General features: G+C 73.5%; 10 protein-coding genes and 1 pseudogene. 4 read left to right on the top strand and 7 right to left on the bottom strand.

Features of this window, described 5'->3' with window-relative positions:
* Positions 1 to 107 precede the first annotated feature (107 nt).
* A complete protein-coding gene (lgt, locus tag OCT49_RS07575) occupies positions 108 to 1,154 on the top strand; it encodes a prolipoprotein diacylglyceryl transferase (RefSeq protein WP_283851117.1) in 1,047 nt (348 codons plus the stop codon).
* A gap of 85 nt (positions 1,155 to 1,239) precedes the next feature.
* Here lgt and OCT49_RS07570 read toward each other — a convergent pair whose 3' ends face one another.
* The 7 genes and pseudogenes from OCT49_RS07570 to OCT49_RS07540 all read right to left on the bottom strand — a co-directional run.
* Positions 1,240 to 2,052, bottom strand: a complete 813-nt coding sequence (locus OCT49_RS07570; RefSeq protein WP_283851116.1) for an HpcH/HpaI aldolase/citrate lyase family protein — start codon at positions 2,050 to 2,052, stop codon at positions 1,240 to 1,242.
* On the bottom strand, positions 2,049 to 3,323 hold the full coding sequence (locus OCT49_RS07565; RefSeq protein WP_283851115.1) for a CaiB/BaiF CoA transferase family protein: 1,275 nt from the start codon (positions 3,321 to 3,323) through the stop codon (positions 2,049 to 2,051). Before OCT49_RS07565 ends, OCT49_RS07570 begins: the two co-directional genes overlap by 4 nt.
* Positions 3,320 to 4,204 (bottom strand): ribokinase, encoded by an 885-nt coding sequence (gene rbsK / locus OCT49_RS07560; protein ID WP_283851114.1) that lies wholly within the window; start codon positions 4,202 to 4,204, stop codon positions 3,320 to 3,322. The genes OCT49_RS07565 and rbsK overlap by 4 nt, the downstream gene beginning before the upstream one ends.
* Positions 4,201 to 5,574 (bottom strand): ADP-ribosylglycohydrolase family protein, encoded by a 1,374-nt coding sequence (locus tag OCT49_RS07555; protein ID WP_283851113.1) that lies wholly within the window; start codon positions 5,572 to 5,574, stop codon positions 4,201 to 4,203. The genes rbsK and OCT49_RS07555 overlap by 4 nt, the downstream gene beginning before the upstream one ends.
* Positions 5,571 to 6,758, bottom strand: coding sequence for an ADP-ribosylglycohydrolase family protein (locus OCT49_RS07550; protein ID WP_283851112.1), 1,188 nt, complete (start codon positions 6,756 to 6,758; stop codon positions 5,571 to 5,573). Before OCT49_RS07550 ends, OCT49_RS07555 begins: the two co-directional genes overlap by 4 nt.
* Positions 6,700 to 7,878, bottom strand: coding sequence for an ADP-ribosylglycohydrolase family protein (locus OCT49_RS07545; protein WP_283855702.1), 1,179 nt, complete (start codon positions 7,876 to 7,878; stop codon positions 6,700 to 6,702). The genes OCT49_RS07550 and OCT49_RS07545 overlap by 59 nt, the downstream gene beginning before the upstream one ends.
* Positions 7,879 to 8,292: 414 nt before the next feature.
* Positions 8,293 to 9,336: pseudogene (locus OCT49_RS07540) on the bottom strand (ADP-ribosylglycohydrolase family protein); the annotation flags it as partial.
* Positions 9,337 to 9,613: 277 nt separating this feature from the next.
* Here OCT49_RS07540 and OCT49_RS07535 point away from each other — a divergent pair.
* From OCT49_RS07535 to OCT49_RS07525, 3 genes are all read left to right on the top strand, one after another.
* Positions 9,614 to 10,348 carry a VIT1/CCC1 transporter family protein gene (locus tag OCT49_RS07535; protein WP_148834307.1) on the top strand — a complete coding sequence of 245 codons (735 nt, stop codon included), beginning with the start codon at positions 9,614 to 9,616 and terminating at the stop codon, positions 10,346 to 10,348.
* A 531-nt stretch (positions 10,349 to 10,879) separates the two neighbouring features.
* A complete protein-coding gene (gltB, locus tag OCT49_RS07530; RefSeq protein WP_283851111.1) occupies positions 10,880 to 15,457 on the top strand; it encodes a glutamate synthase large subunit in 4,578 nt (1,525 codons plus the stop codon).
* Positions 15,450 to 16,910 carry a glutamate synthase subunit beta gene (locus OCT49_RS07525; RefSeq protein WP_283851110.1) on the top strand — a complete coding sequence of 487 codons (1,461 nt, stop codon included), beginning with the start codon at positions 15,450 to 15,452 and terminating at the stop codon, positions 16,908 to 16,910. Before gltB ends, OCT49_RS07525 begins: the two co-directional genes overlap by 8 nt.
* Positions 16,911 to 17,072: the final 162 nt, after the last annotated feature.

Raw genomic sequence — 17,072 nt, 5'->3', positions numbered from 1 at the left:
CCGCGACGAGGGGCGGGGAGGGGCGGGGGCGGGGCCCCGCCCGTTACCCAGACGTTGTCGGGTGGGTTGCGGTACGCCCCACCCGGCAGGGTAGCGTCGACCCTGCCATGGACCTTGCCTTCATTCCCAGTCCGTCGACCGGCGTGATCGAGCTCGGCCCGATCCCGCTCCGCGGCTATGCGTTCTGCATCATCATCGGTGTCTTCCTCGCCGTCTGGTTCGGCAACAAGCGCTGGGTCGCCCGGGGCGGCAGATCCGGCACCGTTGCCGACATCGCCGTCTGGGCCGTGCCCTTCGGCCTCGTCGGCGGCCGGCTCTACCACGTCATCACCGACTACCAGCTGTACTTCAGCGAGGGTGAGAACTGGGTCGACGCCTTCAAGATCTGGGAGGGCGGCCTCGGCATCTGGGGCGCGATCGCGCTCGGTGCCGTCGGTGCCTGGATCGGCTGCCGCCGCCGCGGCATCCCGCTGCCCGCCTGGGCCGACGCGCTCGCCCCCGGCATCGCTCTGGCCCAGGCCTGCGGCCGCTGGGGCAACTGGTTCAACCAGGAGCTGTACGGCAAGGAGACCGACCTGCCGTGGGCGCTGGAGATCAGCGACGGCCCCAACCGGGTCGCCGGCACGTACCACCCGACGTTCCTGTACGAGTCGCTGTGGTGCATCGGCGTCGCCCTGCTGGTGATCTGGGCGGACCGCCGCTTCAAGCTCGGACACGGCCGGGCCTTCGCCCTGTACGTCGCCGCGTACTGCGCGGGCCGGGGCTGGATCGAGTACATGCGGGTCGACGAGGCCCACCACATCCTGGGCCTGCGCCTGAACGTGTGGACCGCGCTGATCGTGTTCGTGCTGGCCGTGGTGTACATCGTCATCTCGGCGAAGCTGCGGCCGGGCCGCGAGGAGATCGTGGAGCCGGGCGCCGCCGAGGACGCGGAGAAGGCCGGGGACAGCGCGAAGGACGGTGCCGAGGACGCCGCCGTCGAGACCGCGAAGGACGCCTCCGTCGAGCTCACGAAGGACGGCGACGACGCGGCCGACACGGCCGACGCCAGGAAGAAGGCCGGGGCGGACGGGACCGCGGCGAGCACCGACGACGACGCCGACGAACGGGCGGCGGAGAAGGACGACACCGCGAAGGCCGCGAAGAACGGCTGAGCGCGCTCCGGCCGCACACGCCGAAGCGCCGGGCCCCGGACCGAACGGTCCGGGGCCCGGCGCGTGTCCCGGGACGCGCCCCTCCTCACCCCGCCCGCGCGGCCAGCGCCAGGGTCCTGCGCGCCGACGCGACCACCGCCGCGTCGACGAACCGGCCGTCCGGCAGGGCCAGCGCACCCTCGTCCGTCACCGCCGCCGCCACGATCTCCTGCGCCGCCTCGACCTCCCGCGCCGTCGGACGGAACGCCCGCTCGATGACCGGGAGCTGACGGGGATGGATCGCCGCCCGGCCCAGGAAGCCCAGCTCCCGGCCGTGGGCGCAGGACGACCACAGCCCCTCCAGGTCCCGGACGTCCGGGAACACCGACTGGGTGGGCGGCGCCAGCCCCGCCGCGCGGGCGGCGACCACGACCCGGCTGCGCGACCAGTCGAGACCGGCGTCGTCCCGTACGCCCAGATCGGCCCGCAGGTCCGCCTCGCCGAGGGCGATGGAGCGCACCTGGGGGTGGGCGGCGGCGACCGTGTACGCGTGCTCGATGCCCAGCGCCGACTCCAGCAGCGGGCAGAGCGCCACCCCCGGGGCCACCGCCGCGATGTGGTGGACGGACGCCGCGTGGGTGATCTTGGGCAGCCGGAGCCCGGCCAGGCCCGGCAACCCGGCGAGGGCGCGCACGTCCGCCTCCGCGTGGACCCGGACGTGCAGGGGCACGGACCCCTCGCCGGCCGGCTCGGACAGCAGCTCGGCGGTGGCCGAGCGCGCGTACTCCTTGCGGTCCGGGGCGACCGCGTCCTCCAGGTCCACGATCACCACGTCCGCCCCCGAGTCGCGCGCCTTGCGCACCACCTCCGGCCGGTCCCCGGGGACGTACAGCCAGGTGAGCGGCACCGTCGAGGTCACAGGACACGCTCCGCCCGCAGCGCGGCGATCTCCGCCCCCGACAGGCCCAGCCCGGTCAGGATCTCCTCGGTGTCCGCGCCGTGCGGCCGGCCCGCCCAGCGGATCGAGCCCGGTGTCGCGGAGAGCCGGAACAGGACGTTCTGCATCCGCAGCGGGCCCAGCTCCGGGTCGTCGACCTCGGTGACCGAGTCCAGGGCCCGGTACTGCGGGTCCTCCATCACGTCCCGGACGTCGTGGATCGGCGCGATGGCCGCCTCCGCCTTCTCGAAGACGGCGACCGCCTCCTCGCGGGTGTGCCGGGCGATCCAGTCGCCGACCGCCTCGTCGAGTTCGTCGGCGTGCTCGGCGCGGGTGGTGCCGGACGCGAACCAGGGCTCGTCGATCAGCTCTGCCCGGCCGACCAGCCGCATCACCCGCTCGGCGATCGACTGCGCGGAGGTGGAGACCGCCAGCCAGTGCCCGTCCGACGTGCGGTAGGTGTTGCGCGGCGCGTTGTTCCGGGAGCGGTTGCCGGTGCGCGGCTGCACGTAGCCGAGCTGGTCGTACCAGATGGGCTGCGGGCCGAGCACGGTCAGCATCGGTTCGATGATCGCCATGTCGACGACCTGTCCCCGCCCGGTGCGGTCGCGCCCGGCGAGCGCGGTCATCACGGCGTACGCGGTGGCCAGGGCCGCGATCGAGTCGGCGAGCCCGAACGGCGGCAGCGTCGGCGGGCCGTCCGGCTCCCCGGTGATCGCGGCGAACCCGCTCATCGCCTCGGCCAGGGTGCCGAAGCCGGGGCGGTGCGCGTACGGGCCGAACTGGCCGAAGCCGGTGACCCTGGCCAGTACCAGCCGGGGGTTGGCGGCGTGCAGTTCCGCCCAGCCGAGCCCCCAGCGCTCCAGCGTCCCGGGCCGGAAGTTCTCGACGATCACATCGGCCCCGGCGGCCAGCCGGAGCAGGACGTCCCGGCCGCCCGGGGCGGACAGGTCGAGGGTCAGATTGCGCTTGTTGCGGCCCAGCAGCTTCCACCACAGCCCGATGCCGTCCTTCGTCGGACCGTGGCCGCGGGAGGGGTCGGGCCGGCTCGGGTGCTCGACCTTGATGACCTCGGCGCCGAAGTCACCGAGCAGGGTGGCGCAGAGCGGACCGGCGAAGAGCGTGGCGAGATCGATGACCCGCAGCCCGGTCAGGGGCCCCTGCGCGGCCGGAGGTGTTTGTCCTCCGGTCAGGGGTGCCTGTGCGGTCGGAGGTGTTTGTCCGGTCGGAGGTTCCTGTGCGGTCCTGTTCATGCGGTGTCGATCTCCCCGCGGTACGGCATGGAGGTGGAGGCGCCCGGCCGCTGCACGCAGAGCGCGGCGGCCGACGAGGCCCAGGCCAGGGCCTCGGGCACGGGCCGTCGCTCGCCGAGCGCCACGGCGAGCGTGCCGACGAAGGTGTCGCCCGCCCCGGTGGTGTCGACGGCGGTGACCTCGGGGGCGGGGAAGAGGACGGGTTCGCCGCCCCGGGCCGCGTACAGGCAGCCCCGCGAGCCGAGCGTGATGACGACCACGGGGACCAGGCCGAGCAGGTGCCGCGCCGCCGCGTGGGGATCGGTGAAGCCGGTGAGCGCCGCCGCCTCGTGCTCGTTGGGGATCAACAGGTCGACGCAGTCGAGGAGTTCGGACGGCAGCGGCTGCGCGGGGGACGGGGTGAGCAGGGTCCGCACGCCCTGGGCGTGGGCCACCCGCGCGCCCTCGATCACGGCGGACATCGGCAGTTCCAGTTGGAGGAGGAGCAGTTCGGCGCCCGCGATGGCGGCCATCTCGCCGGGGCCGAGCGCGGTGACGGTGCCGTTGGCGCCGGGGATCACCACGATGGAGTTGGCGCCCGTGTCGTCGACGACGATGTGCGCGGTGCCGCTGGGGCCCTCGGTGGTGTGCAGCAGGTCGGTGTCGATGCCCGCGTGCTCCAGGTTCGACCGCAGCCGGGCGCCGTACTCGTCGTCCCCGACCGCGCCGATCATGATCACGTCGGCGCCCGCGCGGGCGGCGGCGACGGCCTGGTTGGCGCCCTTGCCGCCGGGAACGGTGCGCAGCTCCCGTCCGGTGACGGTCTCCCCGGGCCCCGGGGCCCGTGCTACGCGGACGACGAGGTCCATGTTGGTGCTGCCGAGCACCGCGATGCCGGTCATGGGCACAATGCCTCCTTCTGGGCGAGCCGGTGGGTCTGTCCGGCGAGTTCGTCGAAGCCGACGGAGTCGAAGCCGGGGACGGACGAGGCGAGCCGGTTCTTCAGCGGGGCGGTCCAGCGGCCGGGCAGCCGGTCCGGCCCGCCGGCCAGCAGACCGGCCAGCGAACCGGCGGTCGCACCGTTGGAGTCGGTGTCCCAACCACCCGACACCGCACGGCAGATGGAGTCGGAGAAGTCGCCGTCGGCATGAGTGAGGGCGGCGGCGAGCAGGGCGGCGTTGGGCAGCACGTGGACCCAGTGGTACCCGCCGTACTCGGCGTGCAGCCGGTCGGCCACCGCGTCGAAGTCACCGCCCGCGCGGGCCGCCCCGATCCCGAAGCGCACCGCGTGCGCGAACCGCGAGCGCGGCGGCACGACCCGCAGCCCGGTGACCAGGCACGCGTGCACGTCGCTCCCGCCCCCGGCCGCCTCGGCGAGCGCGGCGGCGGTGAACATCGCCCCGTACACCCCGTTGGCGGTGTGGCTGAGGACGGCGTCCCGGTGGGCCTGCTCCGCCGCGGCCGACGGGTCGCCCGGGTGCGTCCAGCCGTGCACGTCGGCCCGGATCAGCGCGCCGATCCACTCCCGGAACGGGTTGCGGTACCTGGCCGTGTGCGGGGGCTCGACCCCGTCCAGCAGATTGCGGTACGCGACCCGCTCGGCGGTGAACGTCCGGCCCGCCGGGAGCTCGTCGAGCCAGAGCCGGGCGAGGTCGCCGGTGGTGAAGGACGGACCGTGACGCCGGAGCAGCAGCAGGGTCAGCAAAGGGTGGTTGAGGTCGTCGTCCTCGGGCATGCCGTCGATGTTCTCGGCCAGCGAGCAGGACGCGGAGCGACGGTTCCAGGGGTAGGTGGCGGCCAGCGCGGGGGGCAGCCCCCGGGCGGTGAACCAGGTGGTCAACGGCCAGTTGCCGGTGGCGCGGGCGAGCGCGCGGATGCCGTCCAGCGGCAGCTTCTCGACGGGCTTGCCCAGCAGGCAGCCGGCCGCCCGGCCCAGCCAGGCGGCGTGCAGCCGGTCCCGGTCCGCCGGTGGCGGGTCGGTGCGCGGGGCCGGCCAGTCGGGGCAGGCGGCCCGGACCTCGGCCCACTCGGTCGGCTCGTCGTTCCGCAACGGTGACTCCAGCAGGGCGAGTTCGTCGAGCAGCCGCTCGGCGAGCGCGCGCAGTTCCGGGGCCGGCGGGGTGGATGCGCCCGCGCGTTCCGGGGCGGGGGCGCCGCCCGCCTCGTACCACCGGCGTGCGACGGCCCGGGCGTCCCGGCCGTCCTCGGCCGCCTGGCGCAGTTCGTGGCCGACGAGGTCCTCGGGCTGCACCCAGGTCACCCGTACCGTCATGCCGTGCCCACCAGTGCGGCGAACGCCGACTCGTGCGCGCGGCGCCGGAGCGCGTCCCGTGCGAACACCTCGCGGGCGACCTGCGCCAGGGTCCGGGCGGGGGCGTGCAGGTCGAGCCGGCTGGCCCCGGCGACGGTCCGTGCCCAGTCGGCGGGGACGGCCCGCTCGCCGCCGAGCGCACCCGCGAGGGCGCCGCTCATCGTGGCGATCGAGTCGCAGTCCCGGCCGTAGTTGACCGAGCCGAGCACCGCGTGCCGGTAGTCGCCGCCCGCGACGAGCAGCATGCCGAGCGCGATCGGGAGTTCCTCGATGGCGTGCAGCCGGGACGGCCGGCGGGCGGCGAGGGACGGGGCGCGGTAGTCCGGGCCGACCGTGTCGAAGGGGGCGACCGCGGCGCGCAGCGGCCCCAGCGCCGACTCGAAGTCGTCGTACCGGCCGGCCGTTTCGCACACCGCCTCGATGGCCGCCCGGGTGCCGTCCTTGGCGAGCGACAGACAGGTCTCGACGACGCCGGCGGGCGTCGCGCCCGGGGCACAGGCGGCGGAGACGGCCGCCGCGAAGACCCCGGCAGCCTCCCTGCCGTAACTGGACTGGTGGGCACCGGCGACGTCCAGCGCCTCGGCGTAGGCGGCCTCCGGGTGGGCGGCGTTGACCAGGCCGACCGGGGCCATGTACATCGCCGCACCGCAGTTGACGATGTTCCCGCAGCCCGCCTCGCGCGGATCGACGTGACCGTAGTGCAGCCGGGCGACGATCCACTTCTCGGCGAGGAAGATCCGCTGGAGCGGCAGAGCCTCGGCCTCCAGCTCGGGAATCCAGCGGAGGTTGGTGATCAGCTCCGGCACGAGGTGGTCGGCGACCGCGTACGCGTCGAGGTGGTCGCGCACGGCCTCGTACACCCGGACCAGCGCATGGGTCATCAGGGTGTCGTCGGTGACGTGCCCGTCGCCCTTGTGGTACGGGGCGACGGGGCGCGCCGTGCGCCACCGGTCGCCGTCCCACGGGCCGACGATCCCGTCGATCCGGCCGCCGTGGCGGGCCACGATCTGCTCGGGCGACCGGCCCTCGACCGGGCCGCCGAGCGCGTCACCGACCGCGGCGCCGACCAGCGCGCCCGTGATCCGTTCATCGAGTGTGAGTGCCGTGGGTCCCGTCGCGGACCGACTGGCCGTCATGGATGTCATGTCCGAATTGTCCACCCGAGGGCTTCGGTTCCGTGTCTGCCAGCAGCCCGGCGAGTTCGATGAGATCGGTGCCCGCGAGCCGGGGCAGCGCGCATCCGGCCAGGGTGCGGCAGGACTCGCGCCAGCCGTCCGGAACGGTGCCGATGCCGCCGAGCGCACCGGTCAGCGCGCCCGCCAGGGCCGGTGCGGAGTCGGCCACCCGGGACAGGCACGCCGCCGCCGGAACGGCCTGGGCGATCCGGCCGCGGGCGGCGGTGGCCAGGGCGAGGGCGACCGGGACGGTCTCGGCCGCGGCGATCCCGTAGCTGTAGACGTGGTCGACGATCTGGTGCTCCAGCACCGGTACGAGGGCGAACGCGCCCGCCTCCTCGCCGACGAAGTCGCGGGCGATCCGGACCGCGTGGGCGGCGTTGCGGGCGATCTCCGTGCCGTCGGGGAGCTGGGCGAGCGCGGCGTTCACCGCGGTGTCCACGTCCGCGCCGCCCAGCGCCTCGGCGATCGCGGCGGCCATGGCGCGGGCGCCGTGCACCCCGTCGCCGTCCTGGGTGTAGCGGGCGTCGAACTCGGCGAGCCCGGCCGCGGCGGCGGGGTCGGCGGGATGGGCGACGGCGAGCACGGCGGCCCGTACGCAGGCCGCGTCGTCGAAGTAGTGCGGGTTGTCGTGGCCGGTGGCGGGCGGACGCAGCCCGGCGGCGAGGTTGCCGAGGCCGGCCCGCACCGAGATCCGGGCGCGCAGGGGGAGCACCGCGGACTCGACCTCGGGGGCGCGGGCGGCGGCCGCGGCGACCTCGGCGGCCAGCGCGTTCCAGGCGACGTCGACGGCGGCCCGCATCCGGCGCCCGGGGGACAGCCCGTGCAGCGGGCCGACCGCGGAGGTGAGCAGGGTACCGGCGGCGAACGCCGCCCATTCGGCGTCGTCGGACGGGCCCAGCCGCAGGGGCTCGGGCGGCTGGTTGAGCGCGATGGGGACGGGCAGCGTGGTCGTGGCGTTCTGCTCGGCGAAGGTGTCGAGTTCCCGGGTCAGGCGCCGGGTCCACTCGGGCATCCGGGCCGCCCGGTGCCGGGCGGCGGGCCACCCGGCGGCGTCCCCGGCGGCGAGCCCGAGCAGCAGCCCCTCGATCCTGGCCCGCCGCCCCGGACCGGTCCGGACGCGGAGCCGGGGGACGGGGGAGGGGGGAGCCTCGTGTGGGACGGCGAGGCCGGGGGCGGGTTCGGCAGGGGGTGGGGCGGAGGTCGGGGCCGGGGGTGTGCCGTTACGGGGGCGGGGCCGGGGTCGGGGCCGGGGTCGGGGCCGGGGCGAGGCCGGGGCCGTACCGTCCGCCGGGACCACGCCTGCATCAGTCGTACCGTCCGCATCAGTCGCACCGCCCACGTCGCCCGGGCCGCTCGTGTCCTCCGTGTTCTCCGGGTCGTCCGGGGTGAGCAACTCCGCGATCTCCAGGACGTGGTGGCCCCGCATCGTCGGCAGGCAGCTGCCCCGGACCGGGCCGATCGCCTCCCCCCAGTGCCGCGGGATCGCGGACATCCCGTGCAGGGCACCGGCCAGGGCCCCGGCCACCGCGGCCGTGGTGTCCGCGTCGCGGCCCATGTTGACCGCGGTCAGCACCGCCGTACGGAAGTCCCCGCGCGCGGCGGCGAACGCGCCGAAGGCCAGCCCGACCGCCTCGGGCGCCAGGTCCGTCCAGGGGTAGCCGCCGACGACCACGGCGGAGCGCACCGCGCGCTCCATGGTCAGCCGGTCGGGGTAGCCGCGCTGCGCCGCCGCCACCGCGCGCCGCAGCGAACGCGCCGTCCAGGAGTCCATCGGGACGACGGACAGCGCGGCGGCGATCACCGAGGCGACTCCGGCCCCCGTCATCGCCGCGGCCACCCCGGCCGCCACCGCCTGGCCGCCGTAGATGCCCTCCCCGTCGTGGCTGACCCGGCCGTCCACCGCGACCAGCCGCGCCGCCTCGTCCGGCCGGCCCGCCGCGAAGACGCCGAACGGGGCCGCCCGCATCGCCAGTCCGTCGCTCCAGGCGTGCCGGTGCTGGGCGGAGATCGGGGCGGCGAGCCCCCGGCGCAGGTTCTCCAGCGTCCCCCGCTCGCTGAACCCGGCCCCGCGGAACGGGCCCTCGTCCAGGTCGGCGATCCACAGGTGCCAGGCCCGCTCCACGTGCGTGACGGTCAGCGCGGAACCGTGCCGGGCGAGCAGCAGCCCGGAGAAGATCGCGTACTCCGTGTCGTCCGTGCCCGCGGGGTCCTCGCGCACGAAGCCCTCGATCCGGCCCCAGCGGCGGCGGATCTCGGACGGCCGCAGGTTCTCCGCCGGTGCGCCGAGCGCGTCGCCGACCGCGAGACCGAGCAGGGAGCCGCGTGCCCGGTCACCCAGGTCCGCCCGCCCCGCCAGGTCCTGCCCCTCCAGGCCCCGGCCCGCGCCGTCCGGAGCCGCCGCCTCCGTACCGCGCCCACCCGCCGCCTCCGTACCGTGCCGGTCCGCCTCCGCGTCGTGCCGACCCGTCGCGTCCGCCCCGTCGTGGACCGTCGCTCCCGTGCCGTCCGGCCGCGGCCCGGCCGGACTTCCTGCGATCAACTCCATGGCGTCGACCCTTCGCACACACCGAGTCAGTTCTCCTACCTCCTCGGATCTGTGCCACGCGAAGCGTCGACAGAGGCCGGTCATCACCACAAAAGGGCCAGTCGGATGACGGTTCGGATGGTGTGTCAGAAATGGCAAGGAAGGCCTTACTTACCTGGTCAGAGGGGTGGTAAGTACGGCCTGCCTTGCTGGCGGGAGCCATTTTTCGCGCGTACTTTCGATGGTGTCGAGCGGGGGTGGAACGGGTGAATCCCGCTGCCGGAGAAGGGGAAGAGCCGTGGCCATCATCGAGACCGACGCCGTACTGCACGAGGCGCACCGCGACAACCACACCCACCGCGACGTCAACGGTGGCTGGCTGCGTCCGGCGGTGTTCGGGGCGATGGACGGGCTGGTCTCCAACCTGGCGCTGATGACCGGCGTCGCGGGCGGTGCCGTCTCCCAGCAGACGATCGTGATCACCGGACTGGCGGGCCTGGCCGCCGGCGCGTTCTCCATGGCGGCCGGCGAGTACACCTCCGTCGCCTCGCAGCGTGAGCTCGTCGAGGCCGAACTCGACGTCGAGCGGCGCGAGTTGCGCAAGCACCCCATGGACGAGGAACGGGAGCTCGCCGAGCTGTACGAGTCTCGCGGTGTCGACGCGGAGCTCGCCCGCGAGGTCGCGCGGCAGCTGTCCCGCGACCCGGAACAGGCCCTGGAGATACACGCCCGCGAGGAGCTCGGCATCGACCCGGCCGACCTGCCCTCGCCGCTCGTCGCCGCGGTTTCGTCGTTCGGTGCGTTCGCGCTGGGCGCGCTGCTGCCCGTGCTGCCGTACCTGCTCGGTGCGACCGCGCTGTGGCCGGCCGTGCTGCTGGCGCTGGCCGGGCTGTTCGCCTGCGGCGCGGTGGTGGCCCGGGTGACGGCGCGCGGCTGGCTGTACAGCGGGCTGCGCCAGCTGACGCTGGGCGGCGCCGCGGCGGCCGTCACCTACGGGCTGGGCACACTGTTCGGCGTGGCCGTCGGCGGCTGAACCGTCCCGGAACCGGGCGGGCGCACCCAGGACGGGCGCGCCCGCCCATCACGCGTCCACCGCCCGTCGCGTGCCCGCATTCCGGCACGCCCCGCGAGGCGCCCCCCGCCGCCCGCGCCCGCGAGGCGTCCCCACGCCGCCCGCACCCACCACGCGTCCACCGCCCGTCACGCGTCCGTCACCCGTGTGACGTACGTCTTGGTGGCCGCCACTGGGCGGGACCGGCCCCACCGGCGTAAAATGAGTCGCTATGCAGGACTACACATAAGTAGTCGTTACCTGGTGGTTTCAATTCCTCCGCCGCCGGGCATGAGTGGTGGACACCGCGGGCAACGACGCCTGCTCTCCGCGGCTCCCAGGGCGCCGATCATCCGACTGCGACCCACTCCACCGTCATCGATGGTGTCCGTATGTTGGAACAAACTATCCGCTTCTTGAGCAGCGACTCATCATGTAGCCTGCACCAAATTTCGCAGAGGGCCAACGTCGTCCCTCGGCACTGCACATGCCACGACGACGACGGGAGAGCCCATGCGCATCGACGCCTGGTCGCCCATGGACGGTCGCCCCGCCCAGCAGGGGATGTACGACCCCCGTAACGAGCACGACGCCTGCGGTGTCGGGTTCGTGGCCACTCTGACCGGTGTGGCCAGCCATGAGCTGGTCGAGCAGGCGCTGACCGTGCTGCGCAATCTCGAACACCGCGGTGCCACCGGATCCGAGCCCGACTCCGGGGACGGCGCGGGCATCCTCCTCCAGGTGCCGGACGCCTTCTTGCGCGAGGAGGTCTCCTTCGACCTCCCCACGGCCGGTGCCTACGCCGTCGGAACCGCCTTCCTGCCCGCGGACGACGCCACCGAGGCCGTCCGCGAGCTGGAGAAGATCGCCGCGGAGGAAGGTCTCGAGGTCCTCGGCTGGCGCCAGGTCCCCGTCACCCCCGACATCCTCGGCAACGGCGCCCGCGCCACCATGCCCGAGTTCCGCCAGCTCTTCGTCGCGGACGGCACCAGCACCGGCATCGCGCTGGACCGCAAGGCCTTCGTGCTGCGCAAGCGCGCCGAGCGGGAGGCCGGGGTGTACTTCCCCTCGCTCTCCGCCCGCACCCTCGTCTACAAGGGCATGCTCACCACCGGGCAGCTGGAGCCGTTCTTCCCGGACCTCTCCGACCGCCGCTTCGCCACCGCCGTCGCCCTGGTCCACTCCCGGTTCTCCACCAACACCTTCCCGAGCTGGCCGCTCGCCCACCCGTACCGCTTCGTCGCGCACAACGGCGAGATCAACACGGTCAAGGGCAACCGCAACTGGATGAAGGCCCGCGAGTCCCAGCTCGCCTCCGAGCTGTTCCGCCCCGCCGGACGCGGCGACGAGGCCGGGCTCGACCGGATCTTCCCCGTCTGCACCCCGGACGCCTCCGACTCCGCCTCCTTCGACGAGGTCCTGGAACTGCTCCACCTCGGCGGCCGCTCGCTGCCGCACTCGGTGCTGATGATGGTCCCCGAGGCCTGGGAGAACCACGCCTCCATGGACCCGGCCCGGCGCGCCTTCTACCAGTACCACTCCACGATGATGGAGCCCTGGGACGGCCCGGCCTGCGTCACCTTCACCGACGGCGTCCAGGTCGGCGCGGTCCTGGACCGCAACGGTCTGCGCCCCGGCCGCTACTGGGTCACCGACGACGGCCTCGTCGTGCTCTCCTCCGAGGTCGGTGTCCTGGACATCGACCCCGCGAAGGTCGTCCGCAAGGGCCGCCTCCAGCCCGGCCGGATGTTCCTCGTCGACACCGCCGAGCACCGCATCATCGAGGACGACGAGATCAAGGCCGCCCTCGCCGCCGAGCACCCCTACGAGGAATGGCTCCGGACCGGCGAGATCGAGCTGGAGGACCTGCCCGAGCGCGAGCACATCGTGCACACGCACGCCTCCGTCACCCGCCGCCAGCAAACCTTCGGCTACACCGAGGAAGAGCTCCGCGTCATCCTCGCGCCGATGGCCCGCACCGCCGGCGAGCCGCTCGGCTCCATGGGCACGGACTCGCCGATCGCCGCCCTGTCCGAGCGTCCCCGTCTGCTCTTCGACTACTTCACCCAGCTGTTCGCGCAGGTCACGAACCCGCCGCTGGACGCCATCCGCGAGGAGCTCGTCACCTCGCTGCGCTCCTCGCTGGGCCCGCAGGGCAACCTGCTGGAGCCGACCGCCGCCTCGTGCCGCAGCGTCACCCTGCCGTTCCCGGTGATCGACAACGACGAGCTGGCCAAGCTGATCCACATCAACGCCGACGGCGACATGCCCGGCATGAAGGCCGCCACCCTCTCCGGCCTCTACCGGGTCGGCGGCGGCGGGGAGGCCCTCGCCGCCCGGATCGAGCAGATCCGCACCGAGGTCGACACCGCCATCGAGGACGGCGCCCGCCTGATCGTCCTGTCCGACCGGCACTCCGACGCCGAGCACGCGCCGATCCCCTCGCTGCTGCTCACCTCGGCCATCCACCACCACCTCATCCGCACCAAGCAGCGCACCCAGGTGGGCCTGCTGGTCGAGGCCGGTGACGTCCGCGAGGTCCACCACGTCGCGCTGCTGATCGGCTACGGCGCCGCCGCGGTCAACCCGTACCTGGCGATGGAGTCCGTCGAGGACCTGGTCCGCGCCGGCACGTTCATCGAGGGCATCGAGCCCGAGAAGGCCATCCGGAACCTGATCCACGCGCTCGGCAAGGGCGTCCTGAAGGTCATGTCCAAGATGGGCATCTCGACGGTCGCCTCCTACCGGGGCGCCCAGGTCTTCGAGGCCGTCGGCCTGGACGAGGAATTCGTCGCGAGGTACTTCAACGGCACCGCCACCAAGATCGGCGGCGCCGGCCTCGACGTCATCGCCCGGGAGGTCGCCGCCCGCCACGCCAAGGCGTACCCCGCCTCCGGCATCTCCGCCTCGCACCGCGCGCTGGAGATCGGCGGCGAGTACCAGTGGCGCCGCGAGGGCGAGCCGCACCTGTTCGACCCGGAGACGGTCTTCCGCCTCCAGCACTCCACGCGCACCAAGCGCTACGACATCTTCAAGAAGTACACCGACCGGGTGAACCAGCAGTCCGAGCGCCTCATGACGCTCCGCGGCCTGTTCGCCTTCGACTCGGACCGCGCCCCGGTCCCCGTCGACGAGGTCGAGCCCGTCTCCGAGATCGTCAAGCGCTTCTCCACCGGCGCCATGTCGTACGGCTCCATCTCCCGCGAGGCGCACGAGACCCTCGCCATCGCCATGAACCGGCTGGGCGGCAAGTCCAACACCGGCGAGGGCGGCGAGGACGCCGACCGGCTCCACGACCCGGCGCGCCGCTCGTCCATCAAGCAGGTCGCCTCCGGCCGCTTCGGCGTGACCAGCGAATACCTGGTCAACGCGGACGACATCCAGATCAAGATGGCGCAGGGCGCCAAGCCCGGCGAGGGCGGCCAGCTGCCCGGCCACAAGGTCTACCCGTGGGTCGCGAAGACCCGGCACTCCACCCCGGGCGTCGGCCTGATCTCCCCGCCGCCGCACCACGACATCTACTCCATCGAGGACCTGGCCCAGCTGATCCACGACCTCAAGAACGCCAACCCGGCGGCCCGCATCCACGTGAAGCTGGTCTCCGAGGTCGGCGTCGGCACGGTCGCCGCCGGTGTCTCCAAGGCACACGCCGACGTCGTGCTGATCTCCGGCCACGACGGCGGCACCGGCGCCTCCCCGCTGACCTCGCTGAAGCACGCGGGCGGCCCCTGGGAACTCGGCCTGGCCGAGACCCAGCAGACCCTGCTGCTCAACGGCCTGCGCGACCGGATCGTCGTGCAGACCGACGGCCAGCTGAAGACCGGCCGCGACGTCGTCATCGCCGCCCTGCTGGGCGCCGAGGAGTTCGGTTTCGCGACCGCGCCGCTCGTCGTCTCCGGCTGCGTCATGATGCGGGTCTGCCACCTGGACACCTGCCCGGTCGGCATCGCCACCCAGAACCCCGTCCTGCGCGACCGGTTCTCCGGCAAGGCCGAGTACGTCGTCAACTTCTTCGAGTTCATCGCCCAGGAGGTCCGCGAAATCCTCGCCGAGCTGGGCTTCCGCTCGATCGAGGAGGCCGTCGGCCACGCCGAACTGCTCGACACCGACCGCGCGGTCACGCACTGGAAGGCGCAGGGCCTCGACCTGGAGCGGCTGTTCCACGTCCCCGAGCTGCCCGAGGGCGCCGTCCGGCACCAGCTGGTCGAGCAGGACCACGGGCTGGCCAAGGCCCTCGACAACGAGCTGATCAGGCTCGCCGCCGACGCCCTGGGCGCGGACGGCCCCGAGGACGCCCGGCCGGTCCGGGCACAGGTCGCGATCCGCAACATCAACCGGACCGTCGGCACCATGCTCGGCCACGAGGTGACGAAGAAGTTCGGCGGCGCGGGACTGCCGCAGGACACCATCGACATCACCTTCACCGGCTCCGCCGGCCAGTCCTTCGGCGCCTTCGTGCCCAGCGGCGTGACGCTGCGCCTGGAGGGCGACGCCAACGACTACGTCGGCAAGGGCCTGTCCGGCGGCCGGATCGTGGTCCGCCCGGACCGCGGCGCCGACCACCTCGCCGAGTACTCCACCATCGCGGGCAACACCATCGCCTACGGCGCCACCGGCGGCGAACTGTTCCTGCGCGGCCGCACCGGTGAGCGGTTCTGCGTCCGCAACTCCGGCGCCACGGTCGTCTCGGAAGGCGTGGGCGACCACGGCTGCGAGTACATGACCGGCGGACACGCCGTCGTGCTCGGCGAGACCGGACGCAACTTCGCGGCCGGCATGTCGGGCGGCGTCGCCTACGTCATCGACCTGGACCGGGACAACGTGAACGTCGGCAACCACGACGCGATCGAAGCCCTCTCCGACACCGACGAGCGGTGGCTGCACGACGTGGTGCGCCGCCACCGCGAGGAGACCGGCTCCACGGTCGCCGAGAAGCTGCTGGCCGACTGGGACACGGCGGTGGCCCGCTTCAGCAAGATCATTCCGTCCACGTACAAGGCAGTGCTCGCCGCCAAGGAAGCCGCTGAGCTCGCCGGTCTCTCCGAGCGGGAGACCACCGAGAAGATGATGGAGGCGGCGGCCAATGGCTGACCCCAAGGGCTTTTTGACCACCGGGCGCGAGGTCGCCGAGACCCGCCCCGTGACCGAGCGCGTCAAGGACTGGAACGAGGTGTACGTCCCGGGCTCGCTGCTCCCGATCATCAGCAAGCAGGCCGGACGCTGCATGGACTGCGGCATCCCGTTCTGCCACAACGGCTGCCCGCTCGGAAACCTCATCCCCGAGTGGAACGACTACGCCTACCGCGAGGACTGGGCGGCCGCGTCCGAGCGCCTGCACGCCACGAACAACTTCCCGGAGTTCACCGGGCGGCTCTGCCCGGCCCCGTGCGAGTCGGCGTGCGTGCTGGGCATCAACCAGCCCGCCGTCACCATCAAGAACGTCGAGGTCTCCATCATCGACAAGGCGTGGGGCAACGGCGACGTCACCCCGCAGCCGCCCGAGCGGCTCTCCGGCAAGACCGTCGCGGTCATCGGCTCGGGACCGGCGGGCCTGGCCGCCGCCCAGCAGCTGACCCGGGCCGGACACACGGTCGCCGTCTACGAGCGCGCGGACCGCATCGGGGGCCTCCTGCGGTACGGCATCCCCGAGTTCAAGATGGAGAAGTCGCACATCAACCGCCGCGTCGAGCAGATGCGCGCGGAGGGCACCAAGTTCCGCACCGAGACCGAGATCGGCCGGGACATCGACGCGGCCCGGCTCCGCCGCCGCTACGACGCGGTGGTCATCGCCGCGGGCGCCACCGTCTCCCGCGACCTGCCCGTTCCGGGCCGCGAGCTGAACGGCGTGCACTTCGCCATGGAGTACCTGCCGCTGGCCAACAAGGTGCAGGAGGGCGACCTGACGGTCTCCCCGATCACCGCCGAGGGCAAGCACGTCGTCGTCATCGGCGGCGGCGACACCGGCGCCGACTGCGTCGGCACCGCCCACCGCCAGGGCGCCCTGTCCGTCACCCAGCTGGAGATCATGCCGCGGCCGGGCGACGAGCGGAACGCCCACCAGCCCTGGCCGACGTTCCCCATGCTCTACAAGGTCACCTCCGCGCACGAGGAGGGCGGCGAGAGGGTCTACTCCGTCTCCACCACCCACTTCGAGGGCGACGAGGACGGCAACGTCCAGGCGCTGCACCTGGTCGAGGTGGAGTTCAAGGACGGCAAACTGGAGCAGAAGCCCGGCACCGAGCGGCGCATCCCCGCCCAGCTGGTCACCCTCGCCATGGGCTTCACCGGCACCGACCAGTCCAACGGCCTGGTCCAGCAGTTCGGCCTGGAGCTCGACGAGCGCGGCAACATCGCGCGCGACGCGGACTTCGCCACCAACGTCGACGGCGTGTTCGTCGCCGGTGACGCGGGCCGCGGCCAGTCCCTCATCGTGTGGGCCATCGCCGAGGGCCGCTCCGCGGCGCGCGGGGTGGACCGCTTCCTCACCGGGGCCAGCGCACTGCCGGCCCCGATCCGTCCGACGGACCGTGCCCTCATGGTCTGACCGCGACACCCGGATGTCCCGCACAACGGCGTGCGGAACCGGCACGGCGCCTGCCCGTCCCCGACCGGACGATCCCGGCAGGCGCCGTGGCGTATCCGGCCCCGGACCTCCCCGGCAGGCACCGTGGCGTGTCCGGGGCCCCGGACCTCCCCGGCCCGGCCC

Source organism: Streptomyces sp. ML-6 (assembly GCF_030116705.1).
GTDB lineage: Bacteria > Actinomycetota > Actinomycetes > Streptomycetales > Streptomycetaceae > Streptomyces.
This window is presented reverse-complemented; position numbering and strand designations above follow the sequence as displayed.

Coding starts and splice junctions, on each gene's coding strand:
- OCT49_RS07525 (WP_283851110.1), top strand. CDS start 15,450: ATGGCTGACCCCAAGGGCTTTTTGACCACCGGGCGCGAGGTCGCCGAG.
- gltB (WP_283851111.1), top strand. CDS start 10,880: ATGCGCATCGACGCCTGGTCGCCCATGGACGGTCGCCCCGCCCAGCAG.
- OCT49_RS07550 (WP_283851112.1), bottom strand. CDS start 6,758: ATGACATCCATGACGGCCAGTCGGTCCGCGACGGGACCCACGGCACTC.
- OCT49_RS07565 (WP_283851115.1), bottom strand. CDS start 3,323: ATGAACAGGACCGCACAGGAACCTCCGACCGGACAAACACCTCCGACC.
- rbsK (WP_283851114.1), bottom strand. CDS start 4,204: ATGACCGGCATCGCGGTGCTCGGCAGCACCAACATGGACCTCGTCGTC.
- OCT49_RS07555 (WP_283851113.1), bottom strand. CDS start 5,574: ATGACGGTACGGGTGACCTGGGTGCAGCCCGAGGACCTCGTCGGCCAC.
- lgt (WP_283851117.1), top strand. CDS start 108: ATGGACCTTGCCTTCATTCCCAGTCCGTCGACCGGCGTGATCGAGCTC.